General features: G+C 68.5%; 13 protein-coding genes and 1 pseudogene. 5 read left to right on the plus strand and 9 right to left on the minus strand.

Annotation, left to right across the window (positions count from 1 at the left end; translation table 11 throughout):
* Positions 1 to 8: 8 nt before the first annotated feature.
* Positions 9 to 1,373 (minus strand): Hsp70 family protein, encoded by a 1,365-nt coding sequence (locus BJ970_RS07825; protein WP_184725465.1) that lies wholly within the window; start codon positions 1,371 to 1,373, stop codon positions 9 to 11.
* Between the two features lie 285 nt (positions 1,374 to 1,658).
* On the opposite strand from BJ970_RS07825, the gene BJ970_RS07830 reads away from it, so the two are divergent.
* The 3 genes from BJ970_RS07830 (at position 1,659) to BJ970_RS07840 (ending at position 6,454) form a co-directional block, all read left to right on the plus strand.
* Positions 1,659 to 2,936 (plus strand): IniB N-terminal domain-containing protein, encoded by a 1,278-nt coding sequence (locus BJ970_RS07830; protein ID WP_184725467.1) that lies wholly within the window; start codon positions 1,659 to 1,661, stop codon positions 2,934 to 2,936.
* A gap of 162 nt (positions 2,937 to 3,098) precedes the next feature.
* The gene (locus BJ970_RS07835; protein WP_184725469.1) at positions 3,099 to 4,910 is read left to right on the plus strand and encodes a dynamin family protein; all 1,812 of its coding nucleotides are present in this window, start codon (positions 3,099 to 3,101) and stop codon (positions 4,908 to 4,910) included.
* Complete coding sequence (locus BJ970_RS07840) at positions 4,907 to 6,454, plus strand: dynamin family protein (RefSeq protein WP_246470762.1); 1,548 nt, start codon at positions 4,907 to 4,909, stop codon at positions 6,452 to 6,454. The genes BJ970_RS07835 and BJ970_RS07840 overlap by 4 nt, the downstream gene beginning before the upstream one ends.
* Before the next feature lie 119 nt (positions 6,455 to 6,573).
* Here the strand turns inward: BJ970_RS07840 and BJ970_RS07845 are convergent, their stop codons facing one another.
* Both BJ970_RS07845 and BJ970_RS07850 read right to left on the minus strand, forming a co-directional pair.
* Positions 6,574 to 7,464, minus strand: coding sequence for a 2-deoxy-5-keto-D-gluconate 6-phosphate aldolase domain-containing protein (locus tag BJ970_RS07845; protein WP_184725471.1), 891 nt, complete (start codon positions 7,462 to 7,464; stop codon positions 6,574 to 6,576).
* Between the two features lie 12 nt (positions 7,465 to 7,476).
* Positions 7,477 to 8,022, minus strand: a complete 546-nt coding sequence (locus BJ970_RS07850; RefSeq protein WP_184725473.1) for an MDR/zinc-dependent alcohol dehydrogenase-like family protein — start codon at positions 8,020 to 8,022, stop codon at positions 7,477 to 7,479.
* A 77-nt stretch (positions 8,023 to 8,099) separates the two neighbouring features.
* On the opposite strand from BJ970_RS07850, the pseudogene BJ970_RS39910 reads away from it, so the two are divergent.
* Positions 8,100 to 8,156 (plus strand): annotated as a pseudogene (locus BJ970_RS39910) (hypothetical protein); the annotation flags it as partial.
* Between the two features lie 375 nt (positions 8,157 to 8,531).
* On the opposite strand, the gene BJ970_RS07860 reads toward BJ970_RS39910, so the two are convergent.
* The 6 genes from BJ970_RS07860 to BJ970_RS07885 all read right to left on the minus strand — a co-directional run bounded on the left by BJ970_RS07860 (position 8,532) and on the right by BJ970_RS07885 (position 15,217).
* Complete coding sequence (locus BJ970_RS07860) at positions 8,532 to 9,977, minus strand: catalase (protein WP_184725477.1); 1,446 nt, start codon at positions 9,975 to 9,977, stop codon at positions 8,532 to 8,534.
* Positions 9,974 to 10,474: a Fur family transcriptional regulator gene (locus BJ970_RS07865; RefSeq protein ID WP_184725479.1), complete on the minus strand. Its 501-nt coding sequence runs from the start codon at positions 10,472 to 10,474 to the stop codon at positions 9,974 to 9,976. Before BJ970_RS07865 ends, BJ970_RS07860 begins: the two co-directional genes overlap by 4 nt.
* A gap of 143 nt (positions 10,475 to 10,617) precedes the next feature.
* Complete coding sequence (locus tag BJ970_RS07870; protein WP_184725480.1) at positions 10,618 to 12,093, minus strand: gluconokinase; 1,476 nt, start codon at positions 12,091 to 12,093, stop codon at positions 10,618 to 10,620.
* Positions 12,094 to 12,156: 63 nt separating this feature from the next.
* Positions 12,157 to 12,732 carry a Uma2 family endonuclease gene (locus BJ970_RS07875; RefSeq protein ID WP_184725481.1) on the minus strand — a complete coding sequence of 192 codons (576 nt, stop codon included), beginning with the start codon at positions 12,730 to 12,732 and terminating at the stop codon, positions 12,157 to 12,159.
* 152 nt (positions 12,733 to 12,884) lie between these two features.
* The gene (locus tag BJ970_RS07880; RefSeq protein WP_184725482.1) at positions 12,885 to 13,952 is read right to left on the minus strand and encodes an aspartate-semialdehyde dehydrogenase; all 1,068 of its coding nucleotides are present in this window, start codon (positions 13,950 to 13,952) and stop codon (positions 12,885 to 12,887) included.
* A complete protein-coding gene (locus BJ970_RS07885) occupies positions 13,952 to 15,217 on the minus strand; it encodes an aspartate kinase (RefSeq protein ID WP_184725483.1) in 1,266 nt (421 codons plus the stop codon). The genes BJ970_RS07880 and BJ970_RS07885 overlap by 1 nt, the downstream gene beginning before the upstream one ends.
* Before the next feature lie 276 nt (positions 15,218 to 15,493).
* On the opposite strand from BJ970_RS07885, the gene BJ970_RS07890 reads away from it, so the two are divergent.
* Positions 15,494 to 16,735, plus strand: coding sequence for a putative hexosyltransferase (locus BJ970_RS07890; protein ID WP_184725484.1), 1,242 nt, complete (start codon positions 15,494 to 15,496; stop codon positions 16,733 to 16,735).
* The last annotated feature ends 51 nt before the right edge of the window (positions 16,736 to 16,786 follow it).

Raw genomic sequence — 16,786 nt, forward strand, 5'->3', positions numbered from 1 at the left:
CATCGGGGTCACTGGCGCATGTGTTGGAACGCGCTGAGCACGCTGCCGATCGACGCATTGGGCACGAAATAGGTGAGCAGCAGCCCGCCGATGATCAAGACGGCCGCAACCGACAGCTTAATGATCTTGAGCCGCCGCGCTCGATCCTCGTCCGGCGGCTCCAGCGGCATGGGCTCCACCTCGATCGGCGGGCGCGGTGCCGCCACCGGCTCGGCATCGAGGTCGAAGTCCTCGGGGCCGCCTTCGATGCGCATCAGCACGTTGGTCTCGGCCATCGAGCTCTGGTCGGTGTCGGTCGACACGACCTGCACGGCAGCCAGCGCCGCCCCGTTGGCCGCGGCCAGCTCGGGCGCCACGTCGACCTGCGGGGGTCGCTGCAATCGCTCGGCCACCAGCTGCTTCAGCAGCGGTGTGCGTGCGGTGCCGCCGGCCAGCACGACGGAGTCGAGATCGTCCGGCGACAACGTCGCCGATTGCACTGCCTGCAGGATCAGTTCCGGCACCCGCTCCAGGTGCGGCCGGGCGAGCTGCTCGTACCGCGAACGGGACAATGCGAAGTCGGTGCCCATTCCGGGCAGATCCACCCGCAGCCGCACGCCCGGCTGGTGCGAAAGGGCTTCCTTCGCCCGGACGCATTCCGCCCGCAGGTGCGCGAGAGCGGCCCGCTGGTTGAGATCGGCGAGGTCCAGCGCGTCCAGCCGGTCGCCGAACTCGGCGCGCACGGCGGCGAAGATCTCGTCGTCCAGATCCTGGCCGCTCGGGTGGTCGGCATTCAGCGGCGAGCCGACCACCTCGAACCCGGGCGCCCGCCGTCGCAGCACCGTCGCGTCGAAGCCGCTGCCGCCGACGTTGGCCACCACGATCGGCTCGTGCTCGGCAACGTGCTGCTTGGCCGCATAGTCCAGCGCGACGGCCATCGGTTCGGCCAGCAACGTGACGTCGGCCAGCCCTTGCTGGGCCAACGCCTGGTGGACGAGGTGGGTGCGGTGCGGCCCCCAGGTGGCGCTGTGCGCGATGGCGATGTGCTCGGCCGGGTGCCCCTGCTTGTGCGCGACCACGTCGGCCACCCACTCGATCATGGTCGCGACCAGCCGCTGCGCCGGAATGAACTCGCTACCCACCAGCAGCGGCAGGTCGTCGCCCAGCCGTCCGGTGAAGCCGCGCGCGACCCATTCGTGGTGAGTGATCTCCTGCCGCTGGGCGGCATCCCCAGCGACGAACGACCCGTCCTGCACCTTGCACAGCACCGTCGGCATCACCGGGCCGGCCGCCAGCGGGACCGGCGCGGCTGCCACCCACCGGCTGCCGTCTCGCCGGGCGATGGCGGCCGTGGTCGTCGTCGCGCCCAGATGAATGCCCAGGACGTAAGGCATGCAATCCCTTCGTGTCACGAACCGGCCACCAACGGGCGATGCCCGCGTTGGCACCGGGTGAACACAATTTAGCGTGTGCGTGATTACGCACAGGTTCCGGATGCCCTAACAGACCCCCCAACGAGCCACCTCCCTCTTCCCCTAATAGGGGCTTGGATAACTAGGAGTCGTTCCCGATGGCCGGGGGAGCCCGCTGCCTTTAACGTGATCAACATCGGAGTGAGGGACCGCGCGGCCTCGCTCGACACCCAGCCGAGTAACGCTGAGCATCGGGAGGACCAAACGATGGTGAACTCTCAGCACGCGACCGGTCGGGCCGAGTCCCCTACCTCCGACCCCGGGACGCACTCCGCCACTGGCCCGTCGGGCGAGCCGACGCTGTACGAGTTCCTCACGCGCCTCGTCAGCGACCCAGCCGCCCGATCGGCCTTCGATGCTGATCCGCAAGCCACGCTGGATCAGGCCGGACTCGGGGGCATGAGCGCGACAGACGTGCTGCAAGCCACGTCGCTGGTTCTCGACTACGCGCCGGTCGAGGTCGTAACGGAATACGACCGCTCGCTCCAGAGCAGCGTTGAGAATTTCGCTGCGAGCAGCCAGCACGTCGCGATCAACCAACTGCATCCCGCACATCCACTCGAGCAGGAAGAACAAAGCATGCTGAAGAACCCCGTCCCCGCCTCCTTCGGCAAGGACAGCGACGTCGACGCGCACCTGCCGGCCCCGGCCCCGGCTCCGTACCCCCCCAAGGGCGGCGACGTGAACGTCAACGTCGAGCACAACGAGACTGACTCGCACAACTTCGTTAGCGTCCACGACGTGGTCAGCGACAACAACATCGCCAACGGCATCGCCAACGGCAACATCATCGGCAACGTCGTCAATGTGGGCGACATCGCCTCCACCGCGGGCGACGTCACCTACGGCGGGGTCACCCAGGTCAACCAGACCGCTGGCGACTTCGTCGGCGTGGCCGCAGGCGCCCTTGTCAACAGCGACGCGAACCACCTCGTCGGCGATGTGGCCAGCGGCGACGCCTTGGGCATCGTGAACAACGCCCCGCTGATCGGCAAGGTCAACGTCACCGACGTGGCCCAGAACGTGGCCAGCGGCGACGTGACCTCGATCGTCGCCCACGCCCCGGTCGTGAACGACGTGGCAGCTGGCGACGCGGCCAGGACCGCGGGTGCCACGCCGACCGTCGGCGACGTGAACGTCGGCGACGTGACCGGTGTCGCGGGCGACGTCGTCCACGGCGACGTGACCGGTATCGCGGGCAACGTGATCGACCACACCGACGTGCTCGCCAAGGTCTCCGACGTGACCGGCGTCGACGGCGACGTGACCGGTATCGCGGGCAACGTCCCGGTCGCCGGCGTCGCCGGTGGCATTGCGGGCGACGACATCTCCCACGACCTGGCGGTCAACCACGTCACCTCCCACCTGCCGGTGGACCACGTCACCTCCCACCACGCGGCCTCCCACCTGCCGGTCGGGGGCGACGCCGTGGAGCACGTGGCAGGCGACGCCACCTCGGCGCTGCCGCTGGACGGCATGCTCTGAACGCAGTGAGCAACTGAATGCCGGGATCCGCCCTCGCGGATCCCGGCATTCTTCGCATTGCGCCCCGGCTTTGTGATCTTCAGGCACTCCGGGTGCGCGCCGAATCTGTGAGTTCAGTCGTTTGGGTTTCTCTCATCGCCGACGCACGCCACAATCGACGCCGTGATCGAGACGGCGTTGGTGGAACTGATCGATCGCGCGACTGCGGAATGTGCCGAGCAGCAGCGCGCCGATCTGCACGGGCGGCTGCGGCAAATCCGCACCCGCGTGCTCGACCCAACGCGGCTCGTGCTGGTCGTGGGCGAATCGAAGCAGGGCAAAAGCACCCTGGTCAACGCCATCGTGAACGCCCCGGTGTGTGCCTCCGGCGACGATGTCACCACCGTCGTGCCGACCCTCGTCCGGTACGCCGACGAGCCGACCGCCCTGCTCATCGAGCACGAACCGGCGCACGGGCCGACGGCGCTGGAGCGCCTGCCGGTGCCCATCGAGCAGGTCCGCGAACAGCTCGACCGCGCCCTCGCGCACGGCCGCCCGGTCACCCGCGGCGAGATCGGCATCCCGCGCGTCGTGTTGCAGAACGGTCTCGCGCTGATGGACACCCCGGGCGTCGGCAGCGTGTCCTCGTCGCTGACCGCGACCACGCTCGGCGTGGTCGCCGAGGCCGACGCGCTGCTGATGGTCTCCGACGCCACCCAAGAGCTCACCACCAACGAGCTGGCCTTCCTCAAGCAGGCCACCGCGCTGTGCCCGAACGTCGCGCTGGTGCTGCCGAAGATCGACCGGACCCCGCACTGGCGCAAGGTCCTGGAGGTCAACCGCAAGCACCTCGACAACGCCGGTATCTCCGCCAAGATCTTCCCGGTTTCGTCGAGCATCCGGATGCACGCGATGGAGGCCAAGAACACCAACCTCAACGTCGAATCCGGCTTCCCACCACTGCTCGAATTCCTCAAGACCGAGATGGCCGGCAAGCACGAGAACCTGACCCGCCGGTTGGTGGCGCACAACGTCTCCGAAGCGCTCACCCAGATCAACGACGCGCTGCGTGCCGAACTGGCGGCGCAGAACCCACGAACCGCCGCCGAGACCCTGGTGGAGCTGGAAACCGCGCAGCGCCGCGCCGAGGATCTCCGGCGCGTCTCCAGCCGCTGGCAAAAGACGCTCAACGACGGCATTTCCGAGCTGTTCGCCGACATCGAATTCGACTTCCGGGAACGCGGCTGGGCGGTGATGCACCAGGTCAGCGAGATCTTCGAGACGGCGGATCCGCTGGAGGTCTGGGACGAGTTCCGCGGCTGGCTGGCCGCCCGGCTCACCGACGCGATCGTCGAAAGCTTCGAGTGGCTGGAACTGCGCCAGGCTCGGCTCGCCGAGCAGATCGCCGGCCAGATGCTGGCCGAGCACGGCGGGTCCCTCCCCGCACTGGACCGGGTTCGCCCGCCCGACCCGCTGGACGATGTCCCCGAGCCGAGGCTGCCGCCCGGCTCCGAATACAAGCGCTTCGACCAGGCCCTCACCGGGTTACGCGGGTCCTACGGCGGGGTGCTGATGTTCGGCCTGATCACCACGATGGCGAACCTGCCGCTGATCAACGTGGTGTCGATCTCGGCGGGCGTGCTGCTGGGCACCAAGAGCCTCAAGGAAGAGAAGGACGTGCGGCTGCGCCGCCGCCAGGCCGAGGCCAAGAGCGCCGTCCAGCGCTACATCGAGCAGGTCATCTTCCACGTGAACAGGGACGCCAAGAACGCCATCCGCGACGTGCACCGGGCCCTGTACACGCACTACTCGCGGATCACCGAAGATGCCCAGATGGAGATCAGCCGGGCCATCCAGGAGATCAAGCGATCAGCCGAACGCAGCGCGGTCGACCGGGACCAGCGGGCCAGGGAGATCCGGCAGAAGCTGGAGGAGCTCGCGGTGCTGCGACGGCGGGCCACCATGCTGACCCAGAACCGGATCACCGCGGCATGAGCAACGACAGCCTGCTGGAACGCGCGCGTGCGCTGCTGATCCGCACCCTGACCTTCTACCGGGACGACGCGCGCACCTCGACCTGGCTGCGCGGCCGGCTGGAACGGCTCGACCAACCGCTGCGCATCGCCGTGAGCGGACGGGTCAAATCGGGCAAGTCCACGCTGATCAACGCGCTGGTCGGCGAGGAGCTCGCGCCCACCGACGCCGAGGAACGCACCCAGGTCAACACCTTCTACCAGTACGGGCCGGAACCGAAGATCCTGGTGCACACCCCGCACGGCGCGGTGCAGAAGGTACCGGTGACCACATTGGACGCCGGGACCATCCGCGACCTGCAGCACTGGCGGCCAGACGAGGTGGCCCGGCTGGTGATCGAATCGCCGACGCCGGGCCTGCAGGCCATCACCCTGATCGAAACCCCCGGTGTCGCGTCCGCGGCGGTGCAAGAGACCGGGCGGTCCGCGCTCGCGCAGATCTTGTCCGAGGCCGACGCGGTGCTGTACCTGACGCGGTACCCGCGGCAGACCGATTTGCAGTTCCTGCAGTCGGTCAACGAATTGCAGACGGCCCGCTGCGTGCCGATCAACACGATCGTGGCGTTCTCCCGGGCAGACGAAACCGGCAGCGGCGGCCCGGAAGCGCTGCAAGCCGCCCAGCGGATCGCCGAGCGCTACCGCACCGATCCCACGCTGCAGTCCTTCGCGCAGCACCTCGTCCCGGTGGTCGGGCTGCTCGGGCAGGCCGTCGCGACGATGACCGACGAGGAGTTCACCGCGCTCGGCAACCTGGCGCGGCTGTCCCAAAACGAACAGGACGCGCTGATGCTTTCGGCGGACCGGTTCATCAACAGCGGGATGGAATCGACGCCGGGGCCCGTCCGGCAGCGGCTGCTCGAACGCTTCGGGCACTTCGGCATCGAGCGCGCGGTGGCGCTACTACGCAGCGGCGTGACGGAGCCGCAAGAGCTGCGTACGGCGTTGCTCGACGAAAGCGGCCTGGCCCTGCTGCAAGAGACGGTGCACCAGCAGTTCGTTGAGCGGCAGGACGCATTGCGGGCGCGATCGGCGTTGCTGGCCGTCGATATGGTGCTGCGCGCCAACCCCCGGCCTGGGGTGCAGCAGTTGCGAGGTGAGTTCGAGCGGCTACTGGCCAACGCGCACGACTGGAACGAATTGCGGCTGCTGTCGGCGCTGGATTCCGGGCAGGTCCGGTTCGCCCGTCCGCTCCAGGCGGAGGCGAAGCGGCTGCTGGGCGGGTTCGGCAACGCGCCGTATGCGCGGCTCGGCCGGGACGAGGCGACCCTGGAAGTGGACTTGGCCGACGAGGCTGCCGCCGCGCTGTCGCGCTGGCGGGAACAGTCGGTGAACCCGCTGCACGACCGGACTCACCGCGAAGCGGTCCGAACGATCCTGCGCAGCTGCGAACGCCTGATCGTGCACCAGGTCCACAGTGCACACCGACCGCAAACCGCCCAACACCAGCAGTATCCCCAAAGTCCCCACCCGGCCCAAGGCTCATCCGGCGCGCACGCTCGCGGTTGACCCGCCGGATTCCGGCCGCGCCCTCGGCCTCGCACGCGACGCCGGAAGCCGGTGACGGCGGTTCGGCCGGAACTGGTCGGGCAAGGCGCGCTAAGCCAACGGCTTTTCGGCCAAGTGCATCATTGAAGCGTGCAACGGCCCAAGGCATCAGCCATGATCTGGCAGTTGTCGGCGTAGCACTGGGCGATCATGCCCGTCGCGGCGTCCCGGTCGATCCGTTCGGCCCGCAGCTCCCGCACCGCGTCCCACCAGATGCTGCGCCCGATCGCGAAGCCGATGAACCCGGCCTCGGCCGCGTCGCGCAACCACCGGGCCACCGTCTCCTGGCTCGCGTTCTTGCCGAGGACGACGGCGTCGACCGAGTGATCCACGCCGGCCCGGCACCGCCGCAGCACCTCGGCGAACCGTTCGGCATCGGGCATGCCTTCGAGCTTCCAGTAGTCCACCCGGGCACCGGTCTCCTTGATGTGGTCGATCGCGGTCAGCGTCAGTCCGGGCAGCAGTTCGCTGTCGAATCGTCCGGTCGAGCCGGCCTCGCTCAACTGCGCTTCGGTCGGTGGGACGATGATCTCGACCAAGAACGGCAACCCGCTCTGCCGCACCCTGTCCGGTGTGGACTTCAGATCGAGCAGTTGCTTGCGCGCGAGGTCGTCTGCCGCCGCCGGGTTGTACCGGACCAGCACCTTGGGCAGGTGCGGGCGGTGCGCGGCCAGGAGTTCGCCGCTGACCGAGCGCGGTTCCTCCTCGTAGACAGACGGTTGGGATTTCTCCAGCGCCACCGATAACCTGAGCCCGGCGCCCTTGATCCGGCCTGGGCTTTCACCGCCTAGTTCCTCGTCGACGAGAACGGCGGCCGCCGCCGGATCCACGTCGTGCTCCGACACGGCCCGGATCGCCCCGTCGACGATCAGTTCCTTGATCGCCACCAGCTCGTGGGTCTGCGTCCCGGTGAGGTCGGTCGTACCGAACACGGCCTGTTTCAGCCACAGCCGCTGGTCCATGGCCAGCATGTACCAGGGGGGTCATCGGGTATCTCCGTTCTTCGAGGAGTGAATCCGCACCAGCGGCTTGAGCTGATCACCGGAGCCGAACATCCGGTAGGTCTGTTCGAGGTCCGCGAAATCCGTTCGTACGCACAGCGTTCGCGCCAGGTCCTCGCCGATCGCGCGCAAGATCGTCCAGTTGGCCTCGACCTCGTGCAGCGGGAAGTAGAACGAGCGCACCATCGTCATGTCCGTGCGACGCCAACGAGGTCCCATCGGGAACGACAGGTCCGACGCACCCTCGCCGAGCAGCAGCAGGACGCCACCGGGTTCGACCAGTTCCCAGGCGAGGCGACGGCCCGCCTCAGACCCGGTGGCCTCGACCACCAGCGGATGATCGTTTCGCGGCACGTCCTCGGGCATCGGCTCGGCACCCAGTTCGGTTGCGGCGGCCAGGCGGGTCGCGGACAGATCGCTGGCCAGCAGGTACGGCACCGCGCGGGTGAGCCCGGCCACCTCGCTCAGCGACACCGTCGAGCACGTGCTCTCAGACCGCTCGTCGGCGACCGGGTCGAGGCTCACCATCAATCCGGTCGATCCCTTTTGCGGTAGGCGTGCGGCATGCGCTCCGGCCTGCCAGGCGTCCGCGCGGTCCCGAGCCGGTGCCAGCCACGACGCGGCTCGCCGACGAGCTCAAGGTCAGCCGCAGCCCGGTCCGCGACGCGGTACTCCGGCTGACGCAGGAACGGCTGGCCAGGGATGAGCCGCGGCGTGGTGGTAGCCCGCGTCGGCCCGGCGGAACTGGCGACGCTCTACGAGGTGCGCGAGGTGCTCGAAGGACTCGCCGCACGGCCGCCGTAGAGAACGCCGGCCGCCGGTTTGCACATTTCCCGGCTGCGGCTGGCCCTGCTGGAGTCGGCGGAGGAGGCGGCTCACCCGTGAGCGTTGGGGGTGTCATTGCGGTTGCGTGGTTTCGCGCAGCGACATGGGCGAAGGCCCTGGAAACCTGGGGCTCCTAGGGCCTTCGCTCGTGGTGGTTGCCGCGGTCAGTGCCGACTGGGGACCGCTTTCCGTGGAAACGGCCGTCGCGGTGTTCAGCCGCGAACCTTGTCGGCGATCTTGTCGCCAGTGGCCTTGTCGACGCTGCGCCAGTAGTCCAGCGCCTTGTCCAGGACCGGCTTGCTCACGCCGCCGGAAAGGTGGCCGGCCACGTTGTTGACGAACCGGGCCCGCTCCTCGTCGCTGAAGACGTTACGGACCATCGTCCCCGGCTGACCGAAGTCGTCGTCCTCGGAGTGCAGCCGGTACGCCGAGCGGATGACTTCCTGCTCGATGCCGGTCGCCGCCTCGTCGGTGCCGTCGGAGGCATCCGCGCGCGGGCCGCCGTAGGAGTTCGGCGCGTAGACCGGGTCCTGGCCCAAGCTGAACCGCATCTGGCCGTCCTTGGCGTAGCTGTTCACCGGCGCGATCGGACGGTTGACCGGCAGGTCCATGTAGTTGGTGCCGATCCGGTAGCGGTGCGCGTCCGGGTAGGAGAACAGCCGGCCCTGGAGCATCTTGTCCGGCGAGGCGCCGATGCCCGGCACCATGTTCGACGGCTCGAACGCGGCCTGCTCGATCTGCGCGAAGTAGTTCTCCGGGTTCCGGTTCAGCACGAACTTGCCGACCTTGATCAGCGGGTAGTCGCCGTGCGGCCACACCTTGGTCAGGTCGAACGGGTTGAACCGGTAGTCCGCGGCCTCCTCGAACGGCATGACCTGGACGTACAGCGTCCAGCTCGGGTGCTCGCCGTTCTTGATGGTGGTCCACAGGTCGCGGATGTGGTGGTCGGCGTCCCCACCCGCCAGCTGGTCCGCCTCGGCCTGGGTCAGGAACGCGTGGCCCTGGTCGGTCTTGAAGTGGTACTTGATCCAGAACTTCTCGCCCGCGCCGTTGACCCACAGGTAGGTGTGCGAACCGTAGAGGTTCATGTTGCGCCAGGTCTTCGGGATGCCGCGGTCACCCATCAGCCAGGTCACCTGGTGCGCCGACTCCGGGCACTGGGTCCAGAAGTCCCACTGCATGTCGTGGTCGCGCAGGTGGTTGTCGGCGCGGCGCTTCTGCGAGCGGATGAAGTCCGGGAACTTGATCGCGTCGCGGATGAAGAACACCGGGGTGTTGTTGCCGACGAGGTCGTAGTTGCCCTCGGTGGTGTAGAACTTGATCGCGGTACCGCGCGGGTCCCGCCAGGTGTCCGGCGAACCCAGCTCACCGGCGACCGAGGAGAACCGGATCAGCGTCTCGGTCTTCGTGCCCGGCTGGAACACTGCGGCCTTGGTGTACTGGCTCACGTCGTCGGTGACCTCGAAGAAACCGAACGCGCCGCCGCCCTTGGCATGGACCACGCGCTCCGGCACCCGCTCGCGGTTGAACTGGGCGTTCTTCTCGATCAGGTAGTGGTCCTGCAGCAGAACGGGGCCGTTCGGTCCGGCGGTCAGCGAGTGGTCGTCGCTGGCGACGGGAATACCGGCGTTGGTCGTCGTGTGTCGTGCCGAGCTCACGATCGTCCCTCCTCGTGGTGGTCGCTGAGATCCTCCGGCTCGGTTGCCGAGGACCGACAATCCGGGCAGTACCCCCAGAACACGACTTCCGCTTCGTCCACCGCGTAGCCCGCCGTGCACGACGGGGTCAGGCACGGGGCGGCGCCGTGGACGCAGTCGACGTCCTCGGTCCGGCCGCACCCGCGGCACACCAGGTGATGGTGGTTGTCGGCGGTCCGCGTCTCGAACCGGGCCGGGTGCCCGGCCGGCTCGATCCGCCGCAACAGCCCGGCATTGCTGCACGCGTGGAGCACGTCATAGACGGCCTGCGTGGAAACCGAACCGAGCCGCCGACGCACCGCGGTCGCCACCTGGTCGGCGGTCGCGTGCGGATGGTCGGCCAGCCACCGCAGGACCGCGAGTCGTGGTTTGGTGACCCGCAGACCGGCAGCTCGTAGCCGCTCGCGCGGATCGCCCGCGCTGGCAGCGTGGTTGCCGTTGGTCGCGCTGAGGGTCATGGCGACGCCCAGTATGCCACGGTTAGATTTGAATGAGTCAAGAAAACACCCGAGGGGGTGGTTACGAACCTCGTCCGGCCGATCGACGCTCGCCCCACCGCCTCACCGGGTTGCGCGGCCTCGGAACGGCGCAGGCATTGGGCTCAGAACTGCAGATCGCGCAGCGTGGCGTGCAGCCGATCGACCAGCGGTCGGCGGCGGGCCATCACCCGGGCCGCCGCCGGGTCCGGCGAGACCTTGCCGTCCGGGGTCACCAGCTCGGCGGCGCGTTCCAGGGAATCCAACTCGCCGAGCGCTCGCCACCCCAGCAGCACCGCGCCGAGCCCGGATCCGCCGCTGCCTTCGGCCAGCTCCAGGTCGAGGTCCAGCGCCGCCGCGATCGCGTCGGCCCACACCCGGCTCCGGAATCCACCGCCGGTGGCGCGCACCGCGCGCACCTCCGCCCCGGAATCCGTCACCGCATCGCGCACCAGCGCGAGTTGCTGTGCGACCCCCTCGACCACGGCGCGAGTCATCTCGGCGCGTCCGTGCGAGCGTCGCAGCCCCAGGAACGCACCCGTCAAACCTGGCGCCCACCACGGGGCCCGCTCGCCGAGCAGGTACGGCAGGGACATCAGCCCGTCCGCACCCGGCGGCACCGCTAACGCCTCGTCGAGCAGATCCGCGACGTCGACCCCGAACGCCTCCGAGGCCCACTGGCCGACCACGGCACCGTTGCTCACGGCACCGCCGATCACCCAGAGCCCGTCGCCCATCGCGTAGCTGAACGTCCGGCATCGGTCGTCGACGCCTGGCCGATCACGGGTCACCCGCAGCGCCCCGCTGGTACCTAACGACAACGCGGCGACACCGGGACTGACCGCCCCCACGCCGAGGTTGGCCAACGGACCGTCGCCGCCACCGAGCACGACCGGCAGCCCCTCCGGCAACCTGGCAGCCTTGGCCACCTGCCGTTTCAGCGGCAAAGTGTCGGTCGGCGCATGGATCTCCGGCAACTGATCGGCCCCGACGCCGGCGACCTCCAGGGCGGGCTCGTGCCACCGCAGCGTCGCCATGCCCTGTAGGCCGCTGCCCGAGCTCAACGAATACTCGGTGACGAACCCGTCCACGAAGGCGGCCACGACGAAGTCCTTGAGCGCGCACCACCGCACCACGCCCTCGGTCAGGTCGCCGCGACTTTCGTTTAGCCAAGCCAACTTCACCATGACCGACTGGGTGTGGACCGGAGTCCCGGTGGCCCGGTGCAGGCCCGCGGCGGTGTCCCAGTCGGATCGCAACCGCGCCGCGACCGCCGCCGCGCGGGTGTCGGCCCAGCTGAACGACGGGGTGGCCGGTTCACCGGCCGAGTCGAGGCCGACCAGGGTGTGCATCGAGGTGCTGAACGACAGCGCCGCGACCGGGTGGTCATGCTCGTCCGCCCAGGCCACGCATTCGGCCAGCGCCTCGATCGCCGCGTTGCGCACCTGGGAGGCGTCCTGCGTCGCCTCGCCGGGTTCATCGGTGCGCAGCGGGTATCCGCGCTCGGTCTGATGCAGCACGCGAGCATCGCTGCCCGCCGCGACGACCTTCGTCGCCGTGGTGCCGAGATCGATGCCGAGGATGACCGGGGCTTGACCCATGCCCCAAACCTATCCGCCGGACACCGTGGCCTTACTCGTCCGTGCCGCGTTGGTACCGACCACTCAACTGGGCGGGACGATGCGGGTGCCGAGTCGGTCCAGTTCGATCTTCAGATCGAAGGGCTCGTCGGTGAGGTAAGTCCCGGTTCCTTCGAACTCTATCTTGTAGGCGCGATCAACCAACCGATGAGCAGTCAACTCGAGCTTTGACCGAATGTCGAGGATCCAATAGAACGGAATCCCAGCGTCGGCATATTCGTGTCGTTTCACGAGGTTGTCCATCCGGCGCGAACCGGGCGACAGGACCTCCACAGCAATGGCCACATCCTGCGCATGGAACTTCGATGGCCGCTCTTGGACCCTGTCCAGTCCAACGACGATCACGTCGGGAATTCGCAGAGTAGGCGGCCACTTCTCGGCCATGACCACCTCCGCCTCAGGAACCGCTGCCCAGCCAGCAGGCAGCCTTCGATCAAGCTCGCTCGTGAGTCGGGCTATCACGAACTGATGGAACGGAGCGGCTTTCGGGGTCACTTGGAGGACGCCTTCCTGGAGCTCGTAGCGCCGCGAGTTGTCCTCGGGGAGTTGATCGAACTCCGCCAGGGTCAACAGGTGGTCGGGCCAGGTCATCACGGACATGCCTCCACTATCGGCCGAATCGAACGGGCATTTGAGCCTTCGGTTGATCAAACACGCGTTCGAGTGAAACGGGCGCCGCTCCGCCTCCATGAGCAACAATAAGGGCGCCTCCCCCCTGTGGCCAGGAGGAAGGCGCCCCGTCGGACCTCAGGTCACTTGGCGAGAGTTTCGGCGATCTCGTAGGTGTTCAGCGCCGCGCCCTTGCGGAGGTTGTCGCCGCAGACGAAGAAGTCCAGCGTGTTCGGGAAATCCAGCGCCTGCCGGACCCGGCCCACGTAGGTCGGGTCGGTACCGACCACCCCCGCCGGGGTCGGGAACACGCCCTTGTCGTGGTCGTCCCGCAGCACGACCGTCGGCTGCGCCTCGAACACCCGGTGCGCCTGCTCGACGGTCACCTCGCGCTCGAAGGTGGCGTGCACCGCCAGCGCGTGCGTCGTCACCACCGGCACCCGCACGCAGGTCGCGGACACCCTCAGATCCGGGATGCCGAGGATCTTGCGGGACTCGTTGCGGACCTTCAGCTCCTCCGAGGTCCAGCCGTCGTCCTTGCGCGAACCGGCCCACGGCACGACGTTGAGCGCCAGCGGCGCCTTGAACGGCGTCTCCTCCGGCAGCCCGGCGGCCGCCAGCGCCTCGGCGACGTCACCGGCTCGCGAGCCGACGCCCTTGCCCGCCACCGCGGCGATCTCCGCCTGCAGCCGGTCAATGCCTTCCTGCCCGGCGCCGGAAGCCGCCTGGTAGGACGAAACCACCAGTTCGCGAAGGCCGAAATCGTGGTGCAGCGCGCCCAGTGCCGCCATCATCGACAGCGTCGTGCAGTTGGGGTTCGCGATGATCCCCTTGGGCCGCTCGTGCACCTTGTCCGCGTTGACCTCCGGCACCACCAGCGGCACCTCGGGGTCCATCCGGAACGCACCCGAGTTGTCCACGGCGATCGCGCCACGCTCGGCGGCCACCGGCGCCCACTGCGCGGAGATCTCGTCCGGCACGTCGAACAGCGCGATGTCCACGCCGTCGAACGCCTCCGGCGCCAGCTCCACGACGGTGCGCTCCTGGCCGCGAACGGTGATCTTCTTGCCCGCGGACCGGGCCGAAGCGATCAGCCGGATCTCGCCCCACGGCACCGATTCGCGGTGGTTGATGATGTCGATCATGACGGTGCCGACCGCGCCGGTGGCACCCACGATTGCCAGCGTCGGCGCCTTCTTCTCTTGGGCCATCAGCGACCACTCCCCGCGTACACCACGGCCTCTTCGTCGCCACCGAGCTCGAACGCGTCGTGCAGGGCGCGCACCGCGTCGTCGAGCTGGGTGTCGCGGATCAGCACCGAGATCCGGATCTCCGAGGTGTTGATGATGTCGATGTTCACCCCGGCGTTGGACAGCGCCTCGCAGAACGTCGCGGTGACGCCCGGGTGCGAGCGCATCCCGGCGCCGACCAGCGAGACCTTGCCCACCTTGTCGTCGTAGACGACCTGCTCGAAGCCGACCTCTTCCTTGATCTTCTCCAGCTCGGTGACCGCCACCCCGCCGTTGCTGCGCGCCACCGTGAAGGTGATGTCAGTCAGCCCGGACGACGTGCTGGAGACGTTCTGCAGCACCATGTCGATGTCGATCTCGGCATCGGCGACCACGCGGAAGATCCGCCCCGCGACACCCGGGTTGTCGGGCACACCGCGCACGGTGACCTTCGCCTCCGACCGGTCGTGCGAGACGCCGGTGATCATCGCCTGTTCCACGGAAAGGTCCTCCACTGAGCCGGACACGATCGTTCCGGGCTTGGGTGTGTAAGAAGAGCGGACGTGCAGCGGCACGCCGTAGCGGCGGGCGTACTCGACGGCGCGCAGGTGCAGCACCTTGGCACCGGTCGCTGCCATTTCGAGCATTTCCTCGTAGGTGATGCGCTCAAGGTGCTTGGCAACCGGCACGATGCGCGGATCAGCCGTGTACACGCCGTCGACGTCGGTGTAGATCTCGCACACGTCGGCGTTCATCGCGGCCGCCACCGCGACCGCGGTGGTGTCCGAGCCGCCGCGCCCGAGCGTGGTGATGTCCTTGGTGTCCTGGGAGACGCCCTGGAAGCCGGCGACCAGCACGACTTGGCCCTGCTCCAGCGCCTCCTGCACCCGGCCGGGGCTGACGTCGATGATCCGGGCGTTCTGGTGCGCCGACGTGGTGATCACGCCGGCCTGCGAACCGGAGAACGAGCGGGCCTCGGCGCCGAGCGATTCGATCGCCATCGCGACCAGCGCGTTGGAGATCCGCTCCCCGGCGGTGAGCAGCATGTCAAGTTCGCGCTCCGGCGGGGCCGGGTTGACCTGTTTGGCGAGGTCGAGCAGCTCATCGGTGGTGTCGCCCATCGCCGAGCACACGACGACCACATCGTTGCCCGCCTTGCGGGTCTCCACGATGCGTTCGGCGACCCGTTTGATGCGATCAGCACTTTCGAGTGAGGAACCGCCGTACTTCTGGACGACGAGCGCCACGTGAAACAAACCTCCTCGACCGTGCGGTCGTCCCGGGCGCGGGTTGGACCCGCACTGACACCGAGTGGACGAAGGAGCACCCCGGCACACCGCATCGGCGGGCCGGAAAGCCCCGCGACCGGGTAGGAGGCAGCGTCGGCCAACCTGGCCGAAACGGCCTCTCACCAGGTCGCTCCGCTGCCGGATTAGCCTACCGAACCGATACCGCCCGACCCCAGTCCCGGCCGCCGCCACTACCCTGTTGGACGCGATTGTCGACAAGAGCGGAGGGCCGGGTTGTCCACCACTCCCGGAGCGATCGATCCGCCCCTGGGGAGCACCGGAAACATTGCCGCTACGCTGCGGAAACAACCTGTCTGGGGACTGCTGGACCGGGTGCGCCGGAGCTCGCCGCGGCGGCAGCGGCTGATCATCGCTTTCGGCCCGGCTGTGGTTTACCTCGCAATCCGGCTGGTCGGGCTGCTGGTGCTGGCGTGGTTGTCGGCCGCCAACCACGAGACGGTGATCGACAACCTGCGGGCCTGGGACGGGCAGTGGTACCTGGAAATCGCGGCGCACGGTTACAGCGGGGTCAACCCGAACATGGTCGACGGATTCGGGCACCGCTACCCAGAGACGCCGCTGGCGTTCTTCCCTGGCTATCCGCTGCTGATCATGGCGTTGTCCTGGATCCCCGGTGTCGGCGTCACCGGCGCGGCGATCACCGCGAGCCTGGCCTGCGGCGTCGTGGCCGCGTACGGGTTGGCTCGGCTGGGACGCCGCATCGGCGGCTCGGACGGCGTCGGGTTGCTGCTCGTCGTGCTGTTCGCCGCGGCCCCGATGTCCGTCGTGCTCTCAATGGCGTACTCCGAGGCATTGTTCTGCGCGTTGTCGATCTGGGCGTTGATCGGCGTCGTCGAGCGGAACTGGCTGCTGGCCGGGCTGTGTTGCGCTGGCGCGGGGCTGGTGCGCCCGACGGCCGCCGCGCTGATCGCGGTCGTCGGGCTGGCCGCGCTGATCGCCATCGTGCGCCGCCGGGAGACTTGGCGCCCGTGGCTGGCGCTCGTGCTCGCACCGGCCGGGATGCTGGGCTACATCGGCTGGGTCGGGCTGCGGACGAACGAGCTCACCGGGTACTTCGCACTCCAGCGGCGGGGCTGGTCGTCGGCGTTCGACGGCGGCCTGGCCACCGGGAAGTTCATGATCGAGGCGCTGACCACCGACACGTCCGTGCTGGAGGCGGTCACGGTGTGGATCGTGCTGGCCGCGGTGATGCTGCTGGTGCTCTGCCTCTGGCGGGGACTGCCGTGGCCGTTGGTCGCGTTCGCGGCCGCGGTCGTGGTGCTGGACCTGGGCTCGGATGGGCTGATGTACTCGAAGGTCCGCCTGATGTTGCCCGCGTTCCCGCTGCTGATCCCGGTGGCGATCGGGTTGGCGAACAGGCGGACGACGACGGCGGTGACCACCTCGGTGTTGCTGGTGTTCTTCGGCTCCTGGTTCGGCGCCTTCTCGCTGACCGCCTGGCAGTATGCGATCTGATGGAAGCCGATCTGATGGAAGCCGATCTGAGCGACATCGATCTGATGGACA

Source organism: Saccharopolyspora phatthalungensis, from assembly GCF_014203395.1.
GTDB lineage: Bacteria > Actinomycetota > Actinomycetes > Mycobacteriales > Pseudonocardiaceae > Saccharopolyspora > Saccharopolyspora phatthalungensis.